Source organism: Halobacillus sp. AWH4_228, from assembly GCF_056158365.1.
Map to the genome: position 1 here is coordinate 614929 of NZ_JBSWTE010000001.1, position 17670 is coordinate 632598.

At 47.6% G+C, this 17670-nt stretch carries 17 protein-coding genes; 14 read left to right on the forward strand and 3 right to left on the reverse strand.

Annotated elements, in window-relative coordinates:
- Positions 1-253: 253 nt before the first annotated feature.
- The 3 genes from cysK to ACXADP_RS03115 all read right to left on the reverse strand — a co-directional run bounded on the left by cysK (position 254) and on the right by ACXADP_RS03115 (position 2838).
- Complete coding sequence (gene cysK, locus ACXADP_RS03105; protein WP_474969865.1) at positions 254-1183, reverse strand: cysteine synthase A; 930 nt, start codon at positions 1181-1183, stop codon at positions 254-256.
- Between the two features lie 87 nt (positions 1184-1270).
- Positions 1271-1903 (reverse strand): YpmS family protein, encoded by a 633-nt coding sequence (locus tag ACXADP_RS03110; RefSeq protein ID WP_474969864.1) that lies wholly within the window; start codon positions 1901-1903, stop codon positions 1271-1273.
- Positions 1904-1920: 17 nt separating this feature from the next.
- Complete coding sequence (locus tag ACXADP_RS03115) at positions 1921-2838, reverse strand: SGNH/GDSL hydrolase family protein (protein ID WP_474969863.1); 918 nt, start codon at positions 2836-2838, stop codon at positions 1921-1923.
- A 172-nt stretch (positions 2839-3010) separates the two neighbouring features.
- Between ACXADP_RS03115 and ACXADP_RS03120 the strand changes: the two genes are divergently transcribed.
- From ACXADP_RS03120 to ACXADP_RS03185, 14 genes are all read left to right on the forward strand, one after another.
- Positions 3011-5287: a helicase C-terminal domain-containing protein gene (locus ACXADP_RS03120; protein ID WP_474969862.1), complete on the forward strand. Its 2277-nt coding sequence runs from the start codon at positions 3011-3013 to the stop codon at positions 5285-5287.
- Positions 5288-5360: 73 nt separating this feature from the next.
- Positions 5361-5849, forward strand: coding sequence for a carboxymuconolactone decarboxylase family protein (locus tag ACXADP_RS03125; protein WP_474970805.1), 489 nt, complete (start codon positions 5361-5363; stop codon positions 5847-5849).
- Between the two features lie 193 nt (positions 5850-6042).
- Positions 6043-6630, forward strand: coding sequence for a biotin transporter BioY (locus ACXADP_RS03130; RefSeq protein WP_474969860.1), 588 nt, complete (start codon positions 6043-6045; stop codon positions 6628-6630).
- A 141-nt stretch (positions 6631-6771) separates the two neighbouring features.
- Positions 6772-7872, forward strand: a complete 1101-nt coding sequence (locus ACXADP_RS03135) for a M24 family metallopeptidase (protein ID WP_474970806.1) — start codon at positions 6772-6774, stop codon at positions 7870-7872.
- Positions 7873-8418: 546 nt separating this feature from the next.
- On the forward strand, positions 8419-8766 hold the full coding sequence (locus ACXADP_RS03140) for a lmo0954 family membrane protein (protein ID WP_474969858.1): 348 nt from the start codon (positions 8419-8421) through the stop codon (positions 8764-8766).
- Positions 8767-8782: 16 nt separating this feature from the next.
- Entirely contained in the window at positions 8783-9421 is a 639-nt protein-coding gene (locus ACXADP_RS03145) for a PspA/IM30 family protein (RefSeq protein WP_474970807.1), read from the forward strand.
- An 81-nt stretch (positions 9422-9502) separates the two neighbouring features.
- Positions 9503-10231, forward strand: a complete 729-nt coding sequence (liaF, locus tag ACXADP_RS03150; RefSeq protein ID WP_474970808.1) for a cell wall-active antibiotics response protein LiaF — start codon at positions 9503-9505, stop codon at positions 10229-10231.
- Entirely contained in the window at positions 10228-11265 is a 1038-nt protein-coding gene (locus ACXADP_RS03155) for a sensor histidine kinase (protein ID WP_474969855.1), read from the forward strand. Before liaF ends, ACXADP_RS03155 begins: the two co-directional genes overlap by 4 nt.
- Positions 11265-11897 carry a response regulator gene (locus tag ACXADP_RS03160; protein ID WP_474969854.1) on the forward strand — a complete coding sequence of 211 codons (633 nt, stop codon included), beginning with the start codon at positions 11265-11267 and terminating at the stop codon, positions 11895-11897. Before ACXADP_RS03155 ends, ACXADP_RS03160 begins: the two co-directional genes overlap by 1 nt.
- A 307-nt stretch (positions 11898-12204) precedes the next feature.
- Positions 12205-12903 (forward strand): ribose 5-phosphate isomerase A, encoded by a 699-nt coding sequence (rpiA, locus tag ACXADP_RS03165; protein WP_474970809.1) that lies wholly within the window; start codon positions 12205-12207, stop codon positions 12901-12903.
- 83 nt (positions 12904-12986) lie between these two features.
- Positions 12987-14513: an RQC-minor-2 family DNA-binding protein gene (locus ACXADP_RS03170; RefSeq protein ID WP_474970810.1), complete on the forward strand. Its 1527-nt coding sequence runs from the start codon at positions 12987-12989 to the stop codon at positions 14511-14513.
- Between the two features lie 187 nt (positions 14514-14700).
- The gene (locus ACXADP_RS03175; RefSeq protein ID WP_474970811.1) at positions 14701-15345 is read left to right on the forward strand and encodes a DUF4166 domain-containing protein; all 645 of its coding nucleotides are present in this window, start codon (positions 14701-14703) and stop codon (positions 15343-15345) included.
- 14 nt (positions 15346-15359) lie between these two features.
- Positions 15360-16196 carry a tryptophan 2,3-dioxygenase gene (kynA, locus tag ACXADP_RS03180; RefSeq protein WP_474969850.1) on the forward strand — a complete coding sequence of 279 codons (837 nt, stop codon included), beginning with the start codon at positions 15360-15362 and terminating at the stop codon, positions 16194-16196.
- Positions 16197-16290: 94 nt separating this feature from the next.
- The gene (locus ACXADP_RS03185; protein ID WP_474969849.1) at positions 16291-17640 is read left to right on the forward strand and encodes a polysaccharide deacetylase family protein; all 1350 of its coding nucleotides are present in this window, start codon (positions 16291-16293) and stop codon (positions 17638-17640) included.
- Positions 17641-17670: the final 30 nt, after the last annotated feature.

Genomic DNA, 17670 nt, shown 5'->3' on the forward strand with positions numbered 1-17670 from the left:
CGTGGGAAGGGTCACGTTCCGCTTATCGGTGGATGAATGCCGCGGGCACGCCCTCCGCTGACTTGATCAGGAAGACCGCCTGTCCAAGTGGATCTTCGGCCCGTGCTGTTCCCGCAGGCATCACCACCAAACGCTCCTCCGCGGAAAGGGAAGGGGCTTTCGCTCCTGGCGGTAAGAAAGAAAAAAGCTTGTAAAGAAACAGGGGTTTCTCTACAAGCTGAGGAGTCCATCGTGGACTCCTTTTTTATATCTTTTAATATCGGAATAGATCGCCTGATAAGTAGCGCTCTCCTGTATCCGGAGCGATACAGACGATGACTTCTCCCGGTTTTTTCTGTTTGGCGGCCTGGATGGCAGCCCAGCAGGCGGCGCCGCAGGATGTCCCAAGGAGCAGCCCCTCTTCACGGGCCAGACGACGGGTGATGTCATAGGCATCTTCGTCGGTGACCTGGTAAATCTCATCATAAATCTCCTGATTCAATATACTTGGAATGAATCCCGGGCTTGTACCGACCAGCTTATGCTTGCCTGGCTGACCGCCCGACAACACGGGAGATCCTGCCGGTTCCGCAACGTGGATGGTCATGTCCTTGAAGCGTTTTTTTAATTCTTCACCGGTTCCTGTAATCGTTCCTCCAGTCCCTGCTGTGGAGACAAAACCGGCCAGCGGTTTACCGAGTTCATCCATTGCTTCGATAATTTCTGCAGCTGTGGTATGGCGGTGAGCATCAGGGTTGGCCATATTCTCAAACTGCATCGGCATAAAGCCGCCGTCGATTTCTTCGACCAGTTCTTTTGCCTTGGCGATGGCTCCGGGCATTTTGGCGTCTCCCGGCGTCAGAACAATTTCCGCTCCGTATGCTTTCAGAAGATTGATCCGTTCCTGTGTCATCGTGTCCGGCATGACTAGAACAGCGCGGTATCCTCTGGCGGCGGCATTCATCGCAATACCGATTCCCGTATTTCCACTTGTCGGTTCAATGATGGTGGATCCCTCTTTTAAAAATCCATCCTTTTCAGCCTGTTCAATCATATTGAAAGCAGCCCGGTCTTTCACACTGCCGCTCGGGTTGTACTTTTCCAGTTTCATATAAATATCTGCGCCACCCTCTGGAGCCAGGCGGTTTAATTTCACTAACGGAGTATCTCCGATTAGATCCGCAATGTTGTTGACTACGCGCATGAACGTCACATCCTTTTGTTAGACCTGTTGCTTTAAGTTTACCATAGGAAGTGGAGGCCATTCATCCGCTGTGCTCTCCCGACTGCTTCAAAAATTGTCTTCCACCATCTGCTGGGCGAATTGGAACGTATCTTTTGGTACGGAAATTTTAAAAGCCAGCTGGTTGGCATTCAGGTTGAAGCGGTCCACTTTCACATTGAAGTTACTGGCCGTTTCCATCTGGGTGACGGCAACATAGATATTTTCTTCATTCGGGTTCACGATGACCCATTCCGGCAGATTGTAGTTATCCTTTAAGAATTCCAGTACTTTCTTATTAGGAAGTGGCAGCTGCCCAAGAGAGATTTTCTCCTGTTCCAGAACAAGGTCGCCGTTTTCCTGGACCACAGGGTTTAATTCCACCTTGATGGGGACTACCTGTTCAAAAGCCTTGATATTACCGGATAACGTAACGTTTTTGTCGATCGAGACGGAGTAATCAAATACGGTCTGGTTGGACAGCTCGGATAAGTATTCATTGGCGAGCTGCTCCATATTCTCTTTCGTTGAGACAATGGTGAACTCGGCATCGGTGTTTTCTTTACCACGGTCTACATTGACAAGGGTATACGAGCTCGGGAGAAAGACTAAAGCCAGAAGCCACCCGATGATCCCGATGTTGATGATGGCAAGGACCCAGAAGGATGTCCGCCATTTATTGTTAAGAAGTAATCGTTTCATTTATCATTCCACCCAGGTTATTCTTCAATATCTTCTCTAATATGAGCGAGTACGCGTTCTGCCATTTCCTTGTATCCCTGTTCATTGGGGTGGAAATGGTCTTCTTCCCATAGGAGTTCTTCTTCGTTTCCATCAAAGATATCACGGATAGGAATAAAGTGGGCCTGATCATAGGTGCCGATGATCCTTTCGCTCGCCTCGTTCCAATCGCCCATGATTTCTCCAAGCTCGGGGATGTTATCAAAATACTGGTTAAATGGATTGTACAGACCAACGAAGTAGATGGGGGCTTCGCCGTTCAAGTTTTGTGTCTTCTCAATAATTTCCTTGAGCCGCTCTTCATATCCATCGCGTTCGTTTCGGAAGTCCTGGTAGTTTAAATCTGTGAAGTTATCTTTAACCACCTTCATCACATCGTTGGCGCCGATGGTGATGAGCACAATGTCTGCCTGTTCGATGGACCGGGAAATATCTTCGTCTTCCATCCGTTCTAACATCTGGTCCGTACGATTGCCGCGTTTTCCGTAATTGATCACTTCAAGAGACGTATTGTTGTTAGTATTTGTGAAGTTGTCTTCAAGAATACCAACATAGCCGCCATTATCTGTCCCGTCTCCGACGCCCTGCGTCAAAGAGTCCCCAATGGCAACTACGGTCAAATCATTTTTTATGAAAAGGTCACGTGCGCTGTCCATGACACTTGTGAAAACGTCCCGCAGACCTTCGCCAAGGGCGTTTTCGTCTTCCTCTGTTGAAACTTCCTCCTGCTCTATCTCTGGCTGCTCTTCTACATCCGCGTCTCCTGTTTCTAACGGCTGTTCATCAGGTGTGCTGGATGACTCCTGCTCCTCTGGTGTATAGATAAAGGAGGCTGTTATAAAAAAGGCAAGAATGAGAGTAAGCAGGATGGAGGCTGTCCATCTCCACTTTTTCACGTTAGGATCCCTCCTGAGGGGGCGTTAATTTTATTATATGTGGTTTTATTTTTATGGGAAATGAAAAAGTTTTATCCATAATTATAGCATGACGCCTTTACAATAGACATACGTGAACGAGTGTTGGAAGATGAGGGTAGGGAACGAATTGGTTGCGGGAGGCGTTTGAAAAATGGATCGAAGTATGACGATTTCTGTAAGAGAGCTGGTCTCTTATGTGTACAGGGCTGGAAGTATTGATGAAAGGTTCCAGTCCAATACAGCTCTGTTGGAGGGAACAGCCATCCATCAGGAAGTGCAGAAGAAATATAAGGACGGAGATGAAAAGGAAGTTTTTCTTCAGTGTGAATATGCGTATGGAGAGCTTCGTCTGATTGTTCAGGGACGGTGTGACGGCCTGCTTGAGGGAGAAGACGGGCCGGTCATTGATGAAATCAAGTCGACATCCGGGGACCTGGAGGAACTCGACAGTTCTTCTCATCCCGTTTACTGGGCTCAGGCAAAAGGCTACGCCTATATCTATTCTCTCCAGGAAAACCTGGAAAAAATCGATGTCCAGCTGACCTATGTGCAGAAACGGACGAAGGAAAAGAAACGCCTGCAGATAAGATTCACGCATGAGGAACTGGCTGACTTTATGGAGGAGACCGTGAAGGCTTATCAATCCTACGCCTCTGTCCTTCATCATCTGGAGGAACAGAGGGAAGCCACGGTTCCTTCCTTTTCTTTTCCGTTCTCTACCTATCGGACAGGCCAGCGGAAACTGGCGGGGAGTGTGTACAGGACGATTGAAGAAAAACGGAACCTGTTCGCTCAGGCCCCCACCGGCATCGGGAAGACGATATCGACTTTATTTCCGGCTGTCAAAGCTCTTTCTCTTGATAAAATGGACAGGATTTACTATTTAACCGCTAAAACGACGACGAGAGCGACAGCTGAGGAGGCACTGGCCAAAATGGAAGAGCACGGTCTCTCCCTGAGGTCGGTCACCTTAACGGCTAAGGAGAAAATCTGTTTTCAGGAGGAAACGATCTGTCAGCCGGATTATTGTGAATATGCAGATGGGTATTACGACAGGGTGAATGACGGCATTGTGGATGTACTGAGGAATGAGACGCAGCTCACACGCCCTGTGATTGAAGCGTATGCCAGAAAACACCGTTTATGCCCGTTTGAGTTTTCTCTTGACCTTACGGATGTGGTGGACGTGATCATCAGTGATTACAATTACATCTTCGACCCGCGTGTTGCCTTAAAGAGGCTGATGCCTGACCGTAAGAAAAAAACAGCTCTCCTTGTGGATGAAGCGCATAACCTTGTTGAACGGGCGAGAGAAATGTACTCGGCCTCGATTTATAAAAACCCATTCAGGGAGGCTTCTGATTCGTGGGAAGACGAGGAGGGGGTCCGAAAGACCGCCCTGGCAGTGGCTGATGACCTGGAGCGCCTTGCCGGTTTCCAAGGTGGAGAGATCGTCATCAATGAGATCCCTGGAGAACTGGAAGAAAACCTGGAACGGTTCATTGGGAAAACGGAGCAGATCATCCAGGAACAAGCGGAGGACGAGCGCTCCGAATCTCTTGTTGACTTGTATTTCACCGCCCAGAATTTCCTGAGGATTTTTGAGTTTGTGGATGATCATTATCGTTTTATAGCGGCAAAAGGGGAAAACGGGGACCTGATGCTGAAGTTGTTCTGCCTGGATCCTTCCCACGTATTAAAGAAGGTGACAGATGGGTTCCGCTCCGGTACATTCTTTTCAGCCACGCTTTCACCTTTTGCCTATTATAAAGAAATGCTGGGAGGGACGAAGGAGGATTACATCCTTCAGCTTCCATCCCCTTACGACGCCTCTCAGGTGGATGTCACAATTACGCCGTTATCAACCCGGTATAAAAACCGGAATCAAACGGCCGGAATTCTGGCAGAGCGGTTGAAAGACCAGGTGGAAAGCTATAGTGGAAACCACTTATTCTTTTTCCCGTCGTATCACTACATGGAGCTTGTCTACCAAGAGTTCCGGCAGATGTCCCCTGTCGATGCAGTCATGCAGGAAAGGGGCATGGATGAGAGCCGGCGGGAGGATTTTCTTGCCCAATTCGTTCCAGGAGGGCGTCTGGCAGGTTTTGCTGTCATGGGTGGTGTTTTTTCTGAAGGTGTCGACCTCCGCGGAGACCGGCTGAATGGTGTGGCCGTCGTTGGTGTCGGTCTGGCTCCAAGAAACTTCGAGAAAGAGTTGATTAAAGACTATTTCAATGAGAAAGGCCGCCGGGGGTATGATTATGCTTACGTATATCCTGGAATGAACAAAGTGCTCCAGGCTGGTGGACGCTTGATCCGTTCGGAAGAGGATCATGGAGCTATCCAGCTTATAGATGACCGGTTTGTTTCTGGAAAATACACGAGTTTATTCCCAGAAGATTGGAGAAATTATCGAATTATTAAATAAAAAGATTTCCCGGGAAATTTATTGGCGGATACCGCTGTGCCGGGAATGGATTTTGTAGAAATGAGGGATGGATATGCCTTGGGTTAAACCTGTGAAACAACAGCATATGAAAGAAATAAGAGGAGAAGATGAGCCTTCCTCTTTGTTTGACCGGCTTATTGCCAATGACCCCGGTTTATATGAAGCTTTTCTTCCACTTCAACAGGCAGTGAAGAATACCGGCCTTCCAGATGATTTGCGAGAGGCGGTCATCACGTTTGTGTCAATGAAAAATGGCTGCCGCTACTGTACAAAAAGTCATGCTTCCTTGTTAGAAGGCCACACAGGTGTGAATGATGTAGAAGAATGGCTGGATCATTATGAAGCATCATCCATGAGTGAGCAGTGGAAAGCTGTCCTGAATTATGCCGAACAGTTAACCGCCAAACCTGTAGAGGTGGATCAGGACAGCGTGAACCGCCTTACGAAAGCAGGCTTTAGTGTTCGTGAGATTGCTGTGATAAACCATACCGTGGCTTATACGAGCTATACGAATCAGTTGTCGATGGGGCTTGGATTGTAAAGGTTTAAGCACCGCTCGAGACTGGGATTTTCAGACTGTCGGGAACTTTTCCGGCAGTCTTTTTTTGGCCGCTGTGTATTTTTTCAAAAGGTGTGTGTTTGAAAAAGTTTATTGTAAACTAAAATAAATTAGTGTTGACATTATGTCAGGGTTTTTTTATCTTTAAGGAAGAAGTTGTGGAGGAGGAAAAATGATGAAGAAGTCGAAACTAAGCGTTTATGACATCACTTTAGGGAGTTTATTTGTTGCGCTGATGGCTATCGGTGCCAATATTACGGCTTACCTGCCATTTCTCCAGGTTATGGGAGTTCCTCTGACCCTGCAGACGTTTTTCGCTATTCTGGCAGGGCTTATGCTCGGAAGCCGTCTCGGGTCTTTTTCGATTCTCGTGTATGTTCTTTTAGGTTTGGCGGGAGCACCGATCTTTGCTGGGTTTAAAGGCGGGTTGTCGGTTGTGATTGCTCCGACGTTCGGATTTATTTTGTCTTATATTATTCTTGCTTATTTTGTAGGGAAAATCGCTGAATCCAGGCGGACGATGCCGAGGTACATGATGGCCGCTGCCGCCGGCATCATCATCAACTATTTTGTCGGTGTCCAATTATTTTATCTCGCACTGAATTTCTGGGTGGGAGGAGACGGGATCAGTCTCGCTCTGGCGTGGTCCAGTATGGTGCCGTTTATCATAAAGGACAGTATTCTCGCCGTAGGTGCAGTCTTGTTTACCCAGAGGTTGGAAAAGGCGTGGCTTTCCAAAACAAGACTCAGACAGGCGGCATAGTCCTGTCGTTTCATGAAAGAACGTAAGGTCCTGCCCGCATAGGGGACAGGGCTTTTTTGCCATTTTTCGGACTTTTGTGTGAGTTGGATAACGGTCTGGATTGCTATATGATGAAAGAAGATTCGAAAGGAGAGATGGAGAATGAAACATCGTTTGGATGAACTGGCTGCCTACCTGAAGGAGACGGGTATTGATGCAGCTTTTATTAATTCACCGGAAAACTTCTTTTATTTAACCGGGTTTCTAACTGACCCTCATGAAAGACTGTTAGGATTGGTCGTCTTTCCGGAAGCAGACCCTATAGCTGTTCTTCCGGGAATGGAAAAAGCACAGCTGCAGGAAACAGGGTGGAGCCATGAAATCATTGGTTACGCTGATCATGAAAATCCTTGGACGTTGATGAAGGATTCTATGAATCAGGCGGGGATCACGAACGTACATCATGTGGGCATAGAAAAAGAAGTGCTTTCCTACGGGCGTAGTGAGTCCTTTTTTGCGTTGTTTGATGACGCAGAGGTTCTGGACATCGAAGGGAAATTAAACGAGATGCGTGTCGTGAAGGATGAGCAGGAAATCGCGGTTTTGAAGGAAGCGGCAGAACTCGCAGATTTCGGGGTCAAGGTAGGGACAGAAGCCCTGAATGAAGGGGTTACGGAAATGGAAGTCCTGGCGGCGATTGAGTATGAGCTTAAGAAAAAAGGCGTCGCTCAAATGTCCTTCTCCACGATGGTGCTTTTTGGTGAGAAATCCGGCCACCCTCACGGAAATCCTGGAGACCGTAGATTAAAAGAAGGAGACCTTGTCCTGTTTGATCTTGGAGTCGTCTGGAAAGGATACACGTCTGATATTACGAGGACCTTCGCTTTCCGCTCTGTCAATGAAAAGCAGAAAGTTATCTATGAAACGGTTCTGGAAGCATTGAATGCATCCCTGGCCATCAGTCGTCCTGGAACAAGGATTGGTGATCTGGATGAAGCGGCGCGTCAGATCATTACAGAAGCCGGCTACGGCGATAAGTTTCCACACCGGATTGGACATGGACTGGGAATCAATGTGCATGAATTCCCTTCTATGAGCCATTTGAATGACGGGGTATTAAAAGAAGGGATGACGTATACGCTCGAACCGGGCATTTACGATCCTGAAATCGGCGGTGTCCGTATTGAAGATGATGTACTTGTCACCCCGGAAGGATTTGTCACGCTGACAGAAACACCAAAAGAACTCACCATCATAAAGTGAATAGAGCAGCCGTAAGACGATCAAAGGAAAGGTGCCTGCAGAAGGCACCTTTCCTTTTTTTATTGTGTCTCTGTTATTGCTTGGTGTTGTTATTTAACATGTGAGCTCCTATCATCACCCCTTTCTGTCATGGGATTTGTAGGAGGCGGCCTTGAAAATGACTCCCTTTCCGCGGGGTACCGTGAGCCGCGGAAAGCGGACGGTTTTCCCTGCCATCCCATGCTCTGAGTAAATAGCAGACCGGACCCCTAATTCCAGACGGAAACGATTTAGTAATCGTTTGAAATATCAACCACAGACTTTAACAGAGCTTTTATTGTAGAAAAAGTGCGGGCCGGACGATCATTCCTTTTGTCTGTGAAATCAAAACAAACGAATGGGAGGGCTTTGGTTCCGGAAGGTATATAGATCTTTTCTCTCCTATGGAAAACGAGGGCGGAAGGGATATAAGCCTCTGGTCTTAGATAAAGATATATCCCCGGCTCATTACGGAAATCCTTCAGCACCGGTATGATAAAGACAAGAACAGTGCAGGGAGGGAAATACATGAAAAAGTTTCTGTTGTTCCTCGCAGGTCTGATTGCCCTTGGATTATTCATTGCGAACCTTGGCCCGATGATTCTGCTTGGTGTCAGTGTGTGGCTGCTTTATATCGTTTTCAAGCAGTTTGTGAAAAGTGACTCGACAGCCGGGAAGATCGGCTGGATGGTCGTCGGCTTGATTGTTTTAAGCGTCGCTGTTTCCAATGTTTACGCGGTCGTCGGCGTCGCTGCTGCTTTTGTCCTTTACTGGATTTATAAAAATTGGACAAGCCGTCCACGTGATCCCGCGTCTGAAAAAAAAGACGATCCATTTACAAATTTTGAGCGTCAATGGGCAGAGTTGAACAAATAACAAAGGAGATGGAAACATGGCCAACCTATTTACACGACTAAAGGATTCAATTACGGCAGATCTTCATGAGGCATTGGACCAAAAGGAACAGAAGAACCCGGCCGCTATGCTGAATCAGTACTTAAGAGAAAGTGAAAAGGAGACGGAAAAAGTCCGGAAGCTGGTGGAGAGGCAGTACCAGTTGAAGGATGAATTCACGAGGGAATATCAAAAAGCGTCAGATCTGGCTGAGAAACGTAAGCATCAGGCGCATGTGGCTGAACAGGCCGGCGAAACGTCCATGCATAATTTTGCGGTAAAAGAGCAGGAAGAATATGAATCGCGTGCTGAAAAGCTGAAGCAGTCTCAGGCAGAATGTGTAGAGCAGCTGGAGGCCCTTGAGCGTAAGTATGAGGAAATGAAGCATAAACTAAAGGATATGCATTTGAAACGGATGGCGTTTATGGGACGTGAAAATACAGCGCGTGCGCATCACACAATGAACCGTGTGCTGGAGGATGGCTCAGACAAGCCGTATTCCAGATTCTCTGAGATCGACCGTTACATGGAGGACCTGGAGTATAAGGTGAACAGTGCCTATTACCGTCATACGTTTGACAGTAAGATGACAGAGATTGAGAAAAAGGTCCGGAATAAGCAGGAAGTGTCGGGGTAACTAAATCATGGTATGATAAAGGCGCAGTTCTCTGCGTCTTTCCTTTGTCTAAAGGGCGCAGGTGGATAAGAGGAAGGGGGAATGACCGCTGTGCTTAAAAGAATTTCAACAGATATGCTGAACACGATTTTAATCACGGGGGTGATTCTCCTGATTATTGAAATAGTGTTCTTTAACGGAGGTCTCATTTTTTCTGTCGGTTTTTCAGCCGTACTGATTTACTTCGGTTGGAAGAATTATAGACCGCTTTGGAGAAAAGTCATGTTCTGGATCGGGGCGGTCAGTCTCGGGCTGACTGTACTAAGTATGATTGCCGTTCGTTTTCTCGTGCTGGCCATCCTTTTTCTGGCGGTCCGTCATTATTACAAAACGAAGCAGCACCCGGAAAACGTTCAGCTTGGAGAGATGGACCAGGAACCGCATGACCCTCCGGAAGAACCTGTATTCACTCAAAAGTTTTTTGGGCGGCAGGCGACGCCCCCACATTCCTATCCGTGGCAGGATGTGAATGTGCACGGAGGCATAGGCGACCGGGTTATCGATTTAAGTGAGACCGTTCTTCCTTCGAACGAATCCGTTATTTCCATCCGTCATTTTATAGGCAATGTCACGATTTATGTTCCGTATGAGGTGGAAGTGACGATCCTTCACAGCGCCATCATTGGAAGAAGCTCGATTTTTCAGTTTAAAAAGTCCAGAATGCTCAATCAGATGACGTATTACCAAACACCGGATTATCAGGAAAATAAGCCCCGGGTGAAGGTGATTACGTCGATATTTTCCGGTGATCTCGAGGTGAAGCGGATATGAACCTTTGGCAGAGGCAGATTGGGTCGGGACTTTTCACGTTCTTTCTATTTGCTGTTCTCCTGACCGCTGTAACATTCGCCGCTTTTCCGGTAGAGCGGTGGTCAGTGCTCTGGACAAGAGAGGTGCTCGATCTTCCGTATGGATTTTTGATTCTGCTGTTATCCCTGTTTATGGGACTTGTAACCGGTACGGCCCAGGGGTGGTACTGGCGTCGTCAGCTTACCCATATCGAACAGCAGCTTGGAGAAGTCGTGAAAGGCAGTCCTCTGGAGACGGACACGGCGGATCTGGCAGAAGTGAAAAGAATTGAAGATCGAATGAAACAGCTGGAAGAGAAAATTGTGAAACAAGCCGAGCTTTCTCAACGTATGGTTACAGAAAGAGCGGAAGAACGGGAAAAAAGCCTTCAGGAAGTAGTCATACAGGAAAGGAATCGTCTGGCCAGGGAACTTCACGATTCTGTCAGTCAGCAGTTGTTTGCCGCTTCCATGATGATGTCAGCCATTAATGAGACAAAAGACCATGAGCGGGAAGGCGTGGATCGGCAGCTGAAGATGGTAGAGAGGATGATTCATCAATCCCAGCTCGAAATGAGGGCACTGCTCCTCCATCTTCGGCCGGTTCCCTTGAAAGATAAAACGCTGGCGGAAGGAATGACAGAGCTTCTTCAGGAGCTGATCCAAAAGGTGCCGCTTCAGATTGACTGGACGATTGAAACATTTCCATTAGAAAAAGGTGTGGAGGACCAGCTCTTCCGGATTCTGCAGGAATCGGTATCCAACACACTGAGGCACGCCAAGGCATCGACCCTTTCGGTTATGCTTCTGGAGCGTGATCAAACCGTTATTTTGAAAGTGATCGACGACGGTATGGGGTTTCATGTGGAAGAGAAAAAAACGAGTTCCTACGGTCTCCAAAATATGGAGGAGCGTGCCTTTGAAGTGGGCGGCGTGCTAAAGGTTGTCAGTGTGAAAGGACAGGGGACCCGGTTGGAAGTAAAAGTGCCCCACCGACTTAAAGGAGGTCAATCCTGATGATTCGAGTATTATTTGCAGATGATCATGAGATGGTCCGTATTGGTGTATCCGCCTATTTGTCCTCGCAGCCGGATATTGAGGTGATCGCTGAAGCAGGGGACGGCGAAGATGCTGTAGCGCTTGCCTTTCAACACCGGCCGGACATTATTTTGATGGACCTCGTGATGGAACATATGGATGGGATTGAAGCGACAAAGCGGATTACAGCCGAGTGGCCGGAGGCGAAGATTATCATCGTCACAAGTTTTCTTGATGATGAGAAGGTGTATCCCGCTTTAGAGGCGGGAGCGGTCAGTTATATGCTGAAAACGTCAAAAGCAGAGGAAATTGCCCAGGCGATCCGTGCCACTTTTGAAGGACGGTCCATTCTGGAACCGGAAGTCACCGGGAAAATCATGACAAAGATGCGTCACCCCGACCAACGGGCGCTCCATGAAGATTTGACGAACAGAGAAAAGGAAATTCTGCTTCTGATGGCAGATGGCAGGACGAACCAGGAGATTGCAGAAGAGTTGTTCATAGCCTTAAAAACGGTAAAGGTTCACGTAAGCAGTATTCTTGGGAAATTACAAGTATCAGACAGGACGCAGGCCGTCATTTACGCATTCAAACATGATCTTGTCCATTAAATACATGAAAGAGTATACGAACACCCCGGCCATGCAGGCCGGGGTGTTTTCAGTGGAGGAAGGTGACGTAGACAAAGGCGGTAATCAGAATGAGATAGAAGATGACCAGTTTCCAATAGAGTCTTCTCATGCTTTTCCCCCTTTACTTCGGCCCGTCGTATTCCATTAAGTTTATGTGAAGGAGGCGTAAAGAATGACAAAGTTTACCCCGTCGCTGTATCTGTGGGGAACCTGTTTGATACACTTTTCCTAACACCTGTGCTTGTTTCATGAGACTTTCGGGAATACAAAGAGAGAGGTGATTTGTATGAATTGGAACAATCAGCTGGCCGGGAAACCGGTATGGGCTGGCGGAATATCCAATCGGGAAGCCAAAGAACGGACCGCCGCCAGAGTGAGCGGATATGTTGAAAATCAGCAGGTGATCGGCGTCGGTTCCGGGTCGACGGCTTTCATTGCTCTGGAAAAGATCGCTGAACGGGTAAAGAACGAGGGGCTGGACGTTTATGCCGTACCGACATCGAAAGAAGCGGAGATGAACTGTGCCTTGTTCGGCTTAAAGACGACAACATTGACAGCTGCAAAGCCCGACTGGGGTTTTGACGGAGCGGATGAGGTAGACAATGCCGGCCGGTTGATCAAAGGAAGGGGCGGAGCGTTATTCGCTGAAAAACTCGTGATGGCAAGCTCCCCTAAAACGTATATTTTAGTGGATGAAAGTAAATATGTTCAGAAACTCGGTGAAAAGTATGCTGTTCCTGTTGAAGTGGATCCGAGGGCTGTGCATCTTGTGGAAACAAAGCTTCAGGAATTCCCTTGTGTGGACATTCAGCTGCGGATGGCGGCGGCGAAAGACGGCCCCGTGCTCACGGAAGCAGGAAATCTCCTGCTGGAAGTGCGGTTCCAACACATTCATGATGAGTTGGAAAAAGAGCTCAGTGCCATCCCTGGAGTTATAGAAACAGGACTGTTCATTGGGTATCCCGTGGAAATTTTAACGGTTTGACGCCCATTTTACTTATATTTGTTGGTAACTCGTAATACTTTTTCTATAATAGTAGTAAATCCTTATTCAAAGGGGAATTCATTATGGGACTGCCAAATAGGATTGCTTACCAGGATCATCGCTACCCTCATGTTGTACTTGCGCCGATTGGGAAAAAGAACAAACATATTCGTTCCATCGGACATAAATTTGAACGGGGGTTATTATCCAGGCTTAACGATGCAATTGTGGATCATATCGGCAGGAAGTCTCTGGACACAACGTCCATCCAGAATTATCTCGGACTAACCGGAGATGCAGTTCTGCCTGTAGCTTTTCAAAAGGAAGAGAAGATCCATCCACATTTGCTGCGCCCAGAATTATTTTTATGGAAGTCCCTGCCTGAAGAACATGGACTACCTTTAAAAGATCAATATTTATATAACACAGATTTCACTCAGCTGTCCGCAGACCAGTTGTATGACCATGTCGGGGAAGTGCTGGATGATTATCTGTTTCTTTCTCACATCAGCACGGAAAGTCGTGAAGACTGGCTTGATAAAATAGCAGATGCGTTTCACCGGCATCCGATGGTCCAGCTTTTTCATCAAAAGCGCGAAGTCATCGATGCGGTCGAAACAATGAATCAATCCTCACTCATTTCTGTGCTGAACTATCCTGAGGACATCGCATATTGGAGGCACCGTGTCGAAATCGTCATGCGCCCGTTCCGAGCTCTTCCACAGGCGTGGGTCGAGCAGGAACAAGGCAGCTGCCCCCATTCAAAATGTTTACAGTTCGATGCCGGGGAGAAAACGATCTGCTGCTACTGTGAAACGTGTGATTTCTGCCTTTATTATGACACGGTGGAAGATATGGTCCGTTTTCCTGAAGAGTTTGATGTGGAACGGGCAGCCAAGCGCACAGCGACGATTGAGCAGCAGTTCAATGACATAGCGATACAGAACAGCAGGCTTCTCGAGCAGCTTGGCCAATTGAGAGCTTTGAAAAAACAGCTCAACACCGCAAGGAAATCCCTTGATGAAAGCCTGGCTGTCGTCAGCCGTATCGAAAAGTATCAGCGCAGAAAAGACGACCTGTCCGCCTATCCTTTACTGGACATGTATGACAAATTAAGCCGGGTTCATATTCCGGAGAAGCGGACCGATTCAGAGCTGCTGTGGCTGGCAGGTGTCCAGCTTCATGATGTCCGTATTCTTAAGGAGTTGAACCGCTGGCAGAAGGTCGTGCCGGAGCATGTCTACCCGAATACCCGGCATGTCCTTGAGGAACTGAAGGCGCGTCTCGAAGAAGTCCGCTACAATGATGAGGATATCATTCTGACCATTAAAGGAAGGTCCATCACTTATGCGGATACTCAGCAGATTCTTGACCTCATCTATTATTATGGCAGTGAATATCCGGTGCACACCCTGGTCCAGATGCTCGCGGGCAAGCCGACGAACAAATTAAGAAGTCTCTATCTTCATGAAACACGCTGGTTTGGTCTGTTATCGAGCTGGCCTGAAAAGCATATTCAGCGGTTGTTCACCCAGCTGGAAAAGCAGGGCTGGCTGATGAAGCAGCAGAAGGGTTATGCAATCAGTGATTATGCAGAGGAAGTTATGTAGAACAACGTTTTTTCATAAGAAAGACCTGCTTGTAAGGGCAGGTCTTTCTTTTCTGCATGCAGCTGAATCGTAAGCGTTTACTTGTGCTATAATTCATGTACAGCCAAGGTTCCGTCTTCCCTAGTGTATTCATCACGAGGCACGGGGAGAACAGGAAAACGGATAGTTTAAAGGAGGCCGCATACAAATGAAATCCATCTACCACAAAGCACTCGGGGAGCAGTTCCATAACCTTCATCCTGAGCTGCAGAAAAAATACGGATTAACGAGTAAGCAGAATCTTATGGTCCTTGGACAGGGCAGAATGACGGAAATCCGAGGAACTCCGGCGTTGGTGAGGCCGCTGATGAGTGCGGGGGTGAAGGATCACCTTCTCTTCAGAGAGCGTGGAAAAGATGTGCCGTTTACCCTCGAAAATTACGTCTATGAAGATGAAGAGGGCAGAGAAACGATCAGTTGGATCCGCCGCTTCTTTTTCCCATATGCCATCCGCGGTTTTGATTCTGCTGCGAGGTATGATGAAGAAAAACAGTGCCTTGTCGATCATCTTGGCCGTTCGGGCCTGGTAGAGGCAGAATTTGATCTTCACGTTACTTCAGAGGGCGGATTGTATATGGAGTCAAGAACGAATCATGTGGGAGGAGTGCTGGGCATGACCGGGCCTGTGACGTCCGTATATGAACATTATGAAGAAAAAGAAGGGGCGACACGGGTGCACGTCCATACAGAAGACCCTGTCCTCGGAACGCTCTTAATGTATGAAGGGCTTGTTCACACAGAATTCCTCCCGATGACGTTCCGCAATATCCCACAGCGTGGAGTACTTGACTAAAGGAGGTCCCACTCATGACCCAGCAACCGCCGAAAGGCAGTGAAGGCGTGCATACGGATTTTTCCGATCGGATGACTTATGGAGAATATTTACGTTTAGACCAGCTGCTTGATGCGCAGAAGCCGCTTTCTTCCCATCATGATGAAATGCTCTTTATTATGATCCATCAGGTGAGTGAAATATGGATGAAGCTGATGCTTCACGAACTCCAGGCAGCCATCCGGTCGATTCAACATGACGACATGCAGCCGGCTTTTAAAATGCTTGCCAGAGTCTCCAGTATTCAGAAGCAGATCATCCAAGCATGGGACGTACTGGCGACGATGACCCCGTCAGAATACATGGAATTCCGGGATCACCTCGGCCAGGCTTCGGGGTTTCAATCCTACCAGTACCGGATGATTGAGTTTGCTCTTGGGTATAAAACGAATGCTGTATTGAAGATTTACCGGAAAGATAAAGATCTTCACAATCGACTGGAAAAGGCCTATAAAAATCCCAGCTTGTATGATGTGACACTTGAGCAGCTGTCCAAAGCAGGTTTTGATCTCGATCCACAGGTGCTGAACAGGAATTATAAAGATGTGTATGAGCAGAACCCTTCGGTTGAAGCCGCCTGGGCAATGGTCTACAAAGATGTAGATCAGTATTGGCATCTGTATCAGCTGGCTGAGAAGCTTGTCGATTTGGAGGACAGCCTCCAGCAGTGGCGTTTTCGTCATATGAAGACAGTGGAACGGATCATCGGCCATAAAAAAGGGACAGGAGGATCCTCGGGGGTCGGCTACTTGAAGAAAGTTCTGGATCACCGCTTTTTCCCTGAGCTCTGGGACGTCCGCACCCACTTTTAATGTCAGAATAGGCTGAATATATCTGATTAATTAAATGATTGTTACATTTGTGTTACAATAGGTTGTGTGACTAATAGATAAAGAGGGAAGAATTATGAGACAACCTATTTTATATATATCACTGCTGGTCGTTTTAGTTGTATCAGGATGCTCATTTATCGCAAAAGCTAATGAAAATGATTCTAAACCATCTGATGAAACAGAACCAATGTACGATATCGATATGAAGACGGAACTCGTGGAGCATAATGAATACCACATAACCATCCACTATCCGCAGACAACCAACCATCAATTGAATCAGACGATTGTTGATTACGTCAATCAACAGAAGGCCGACTTTAAACAGGCCAGCTATCAGAATAAACAATCCGTGGAGGCTTCTGAATCCCATGAGCTTCACGTGGACTTTGAGATGCTCTATCAGGATCACCGTTTCTTCGTAGTCCGCTTCATAGAAACGATGGATGTAGGCGGAAACGAGGTTATCCAAAACCAGACCGTCATGAATTTTGATAAGAAGGACGGACGCAGGCTTGAGCTGGACGAGCTGCTCAAGAATGATCCGGAAGTGCTTGATGAACTGGCTGCATTGACAGAAGAAGCAATGAAGGAAGAGGAAGTCGCCACCCATTACCATCTACCTCTTCACGTGAATAAGGGAACATTTGAAGATGTGGCCCTTACCAAAGAAGGGGTGAGGGTCTATCTTCAGGCGGAGGACGGCACATTGGGATATGTACTGGTCGAACTTGAAGAAGGGCAGGATCTCATTCGGAAAGAATTTGTAGAAGCTTTGGAATCCGCTTCCGACGCATCGGAAACATCTTCTTCAGAGCAGGAGCAAAGCCCCGTGGAGGCTGTTTCAACGGATGACCTTGGGGTGGAAACCGGAGAAAAGAGAGCTGCTCTCACTTTTGATGACGGTCCTCATCCAACATGGACAGTGGATATTCTCAACCTTCTGGAGAAGTATGACGCCAAAGGCTCGTTTTTCATGATCGGAAAACGGGTGTCCTATTACCCGGAAACGGCCCGGATGGTGGCTGAGCAGGGTCATGAAATCGGAAATCATACGTGGGATCATCCCCGCCTCGCCCGGTTAAATCCGGAAGAGGTGGATGAGCAGATCCTCGCTGCCCAGGACGTGATCAAGCAGGCCGCGGGAGTAGAAACGGCTGGATTGAGACTGCCGTTTGGCGAGAATCCTCCAAAGGCTTATAAAGGCGATTGGAATACGGTTCCATGGACGCTCTATTCCGAAGAGTGGAGCGAACAGGAGCCGGAGGAAATAGCGGAAGAGATTATTTCACAGGCAGAGGATGGTTCAGTGATTCTTCTCCATGAATTAGAGAGCCGGACCCCTGAAGTCGTAGAGCTTGTGCTGGAACAGTTAACTTCCCAAGGGTTTCAATTTGTGAAAGTCAGTGATCTTCCATCATAAAAAAGACGGGTAGATGAACATCGTGTTCGT

Excerpts from the sequence above, each read along its gene's own strand:
- cysK (WP_474969865.1), bottom strand. The coding sequence starts at position 1,183 with ATGCGCGTAGTCAACAACATTGCGGATCTAATCGGAGATACTCCGTTA.
- ACXADP_RS03110 (WP_474969864.1), bottom strand. The coding sequence starts at position 1,903 with ATGAAACGATTACTTCTTAACAATAAATGGCGGACATCCTTCTGGGTC.
- ACXADP_RS03120 (WP_474969862.1), top strand. The coding sequence starts at position 3,011 with ATGGATCGAAGTATGACGATTTCTGTAAGAGAGCTGGTCTCTTATGTG.
- ACXADP_RS03125 (WP_474970805.1), top strand. The coding sequence starts at position 5,361 with ATGCCTTGGGTTAAACCTGTGAAACAACAGCATATGAAAGAAATAAGA.
- ACXADP_RS03130 (WP_474969860.1), top strand. The coding sequence starts at position 6,043 with ATGAAGAAGTCGAAACTAAGCGTTTATGACATCACTTTAGGGAGTTTA.
- ACXADP_RS03135 (WP_474970806.1), top strand. The coding sequence starts at position 6,772 with ATGAAACATCGTTTGGATGAACTGGCTGCCTACCTGAAGGAGACGGGT.
- ACXADP_RS03140 (WP_474969858.1), top strand. The coding sequence starts at position 8,419 with ATGAAAAAGTTTCTGTTGTTCCTCGCAGGTCTGATTGCCCTTGGATTA.
- ACXADP_RS03145 (WP_474970807.1), top strand. The coding sequence starts at position 8,783 with ATGGCCAACCTATTTACACGACTAAAGGATTCAATTACGGCAGATCTT.
- liaF (WP_474970808.1), top strand. The coding sequence starts at position 9,503 with ATGACCGCTGTGCTTAAAAGAATTTCAACAGATATGCTGAACACGATT.
- ACXADP_RS03155 (WP_474969855.1), top strand. The coding sequence starts at position 10,228 with ATGAACCTTTGGCAGAGGCAGATTGGGTCGGGACTTTTCACGTTCTTT.
- ACXADP_RS03160 (WP_474969854.1), top strand. The coding sequence starts at position 11,265 with ATGATTCGAGTATTATTTGCAGATGATCATGAGATGGTCCGTATTGGT.
- rpiA (WP_474970809.1), top strand. The coding sequence starts at position 12,205 with ATGAATTGGAACAATCAGCTGGCCGGGAAACCGGTATGGGCTGGCGGA.
- ACXADP_RS03170 (WP_474970810.1), top strand. The coding sequence starts at position 12,987 with ATGGGACTGCCAAATAGGATTGCTTACCAGGATCATCGCTACCCTCAT.
- ACXADP_RS03175 (WP_474970811.1), top strand. The coding sequence starts at position 14,701 with ATGAAATCCATCTACCACAAAGCACTCGGGGAGCAGTTCCATAACCTT.
- kynA (WP_474969850.1), top strand. The coding sequence starts at position 15,360 with ATGACCCAGCAACCGCCGAAAGGCAGTGAAGGCGTGCATACGGATTTT.
- ACXADP_RS03185 (WP_474969849.1), top strand. The coding sequence starts at position 16,291 with ATGAGACAACCTATTTTATATATATCACTGCTGGTCGTTTTAGTTGTA.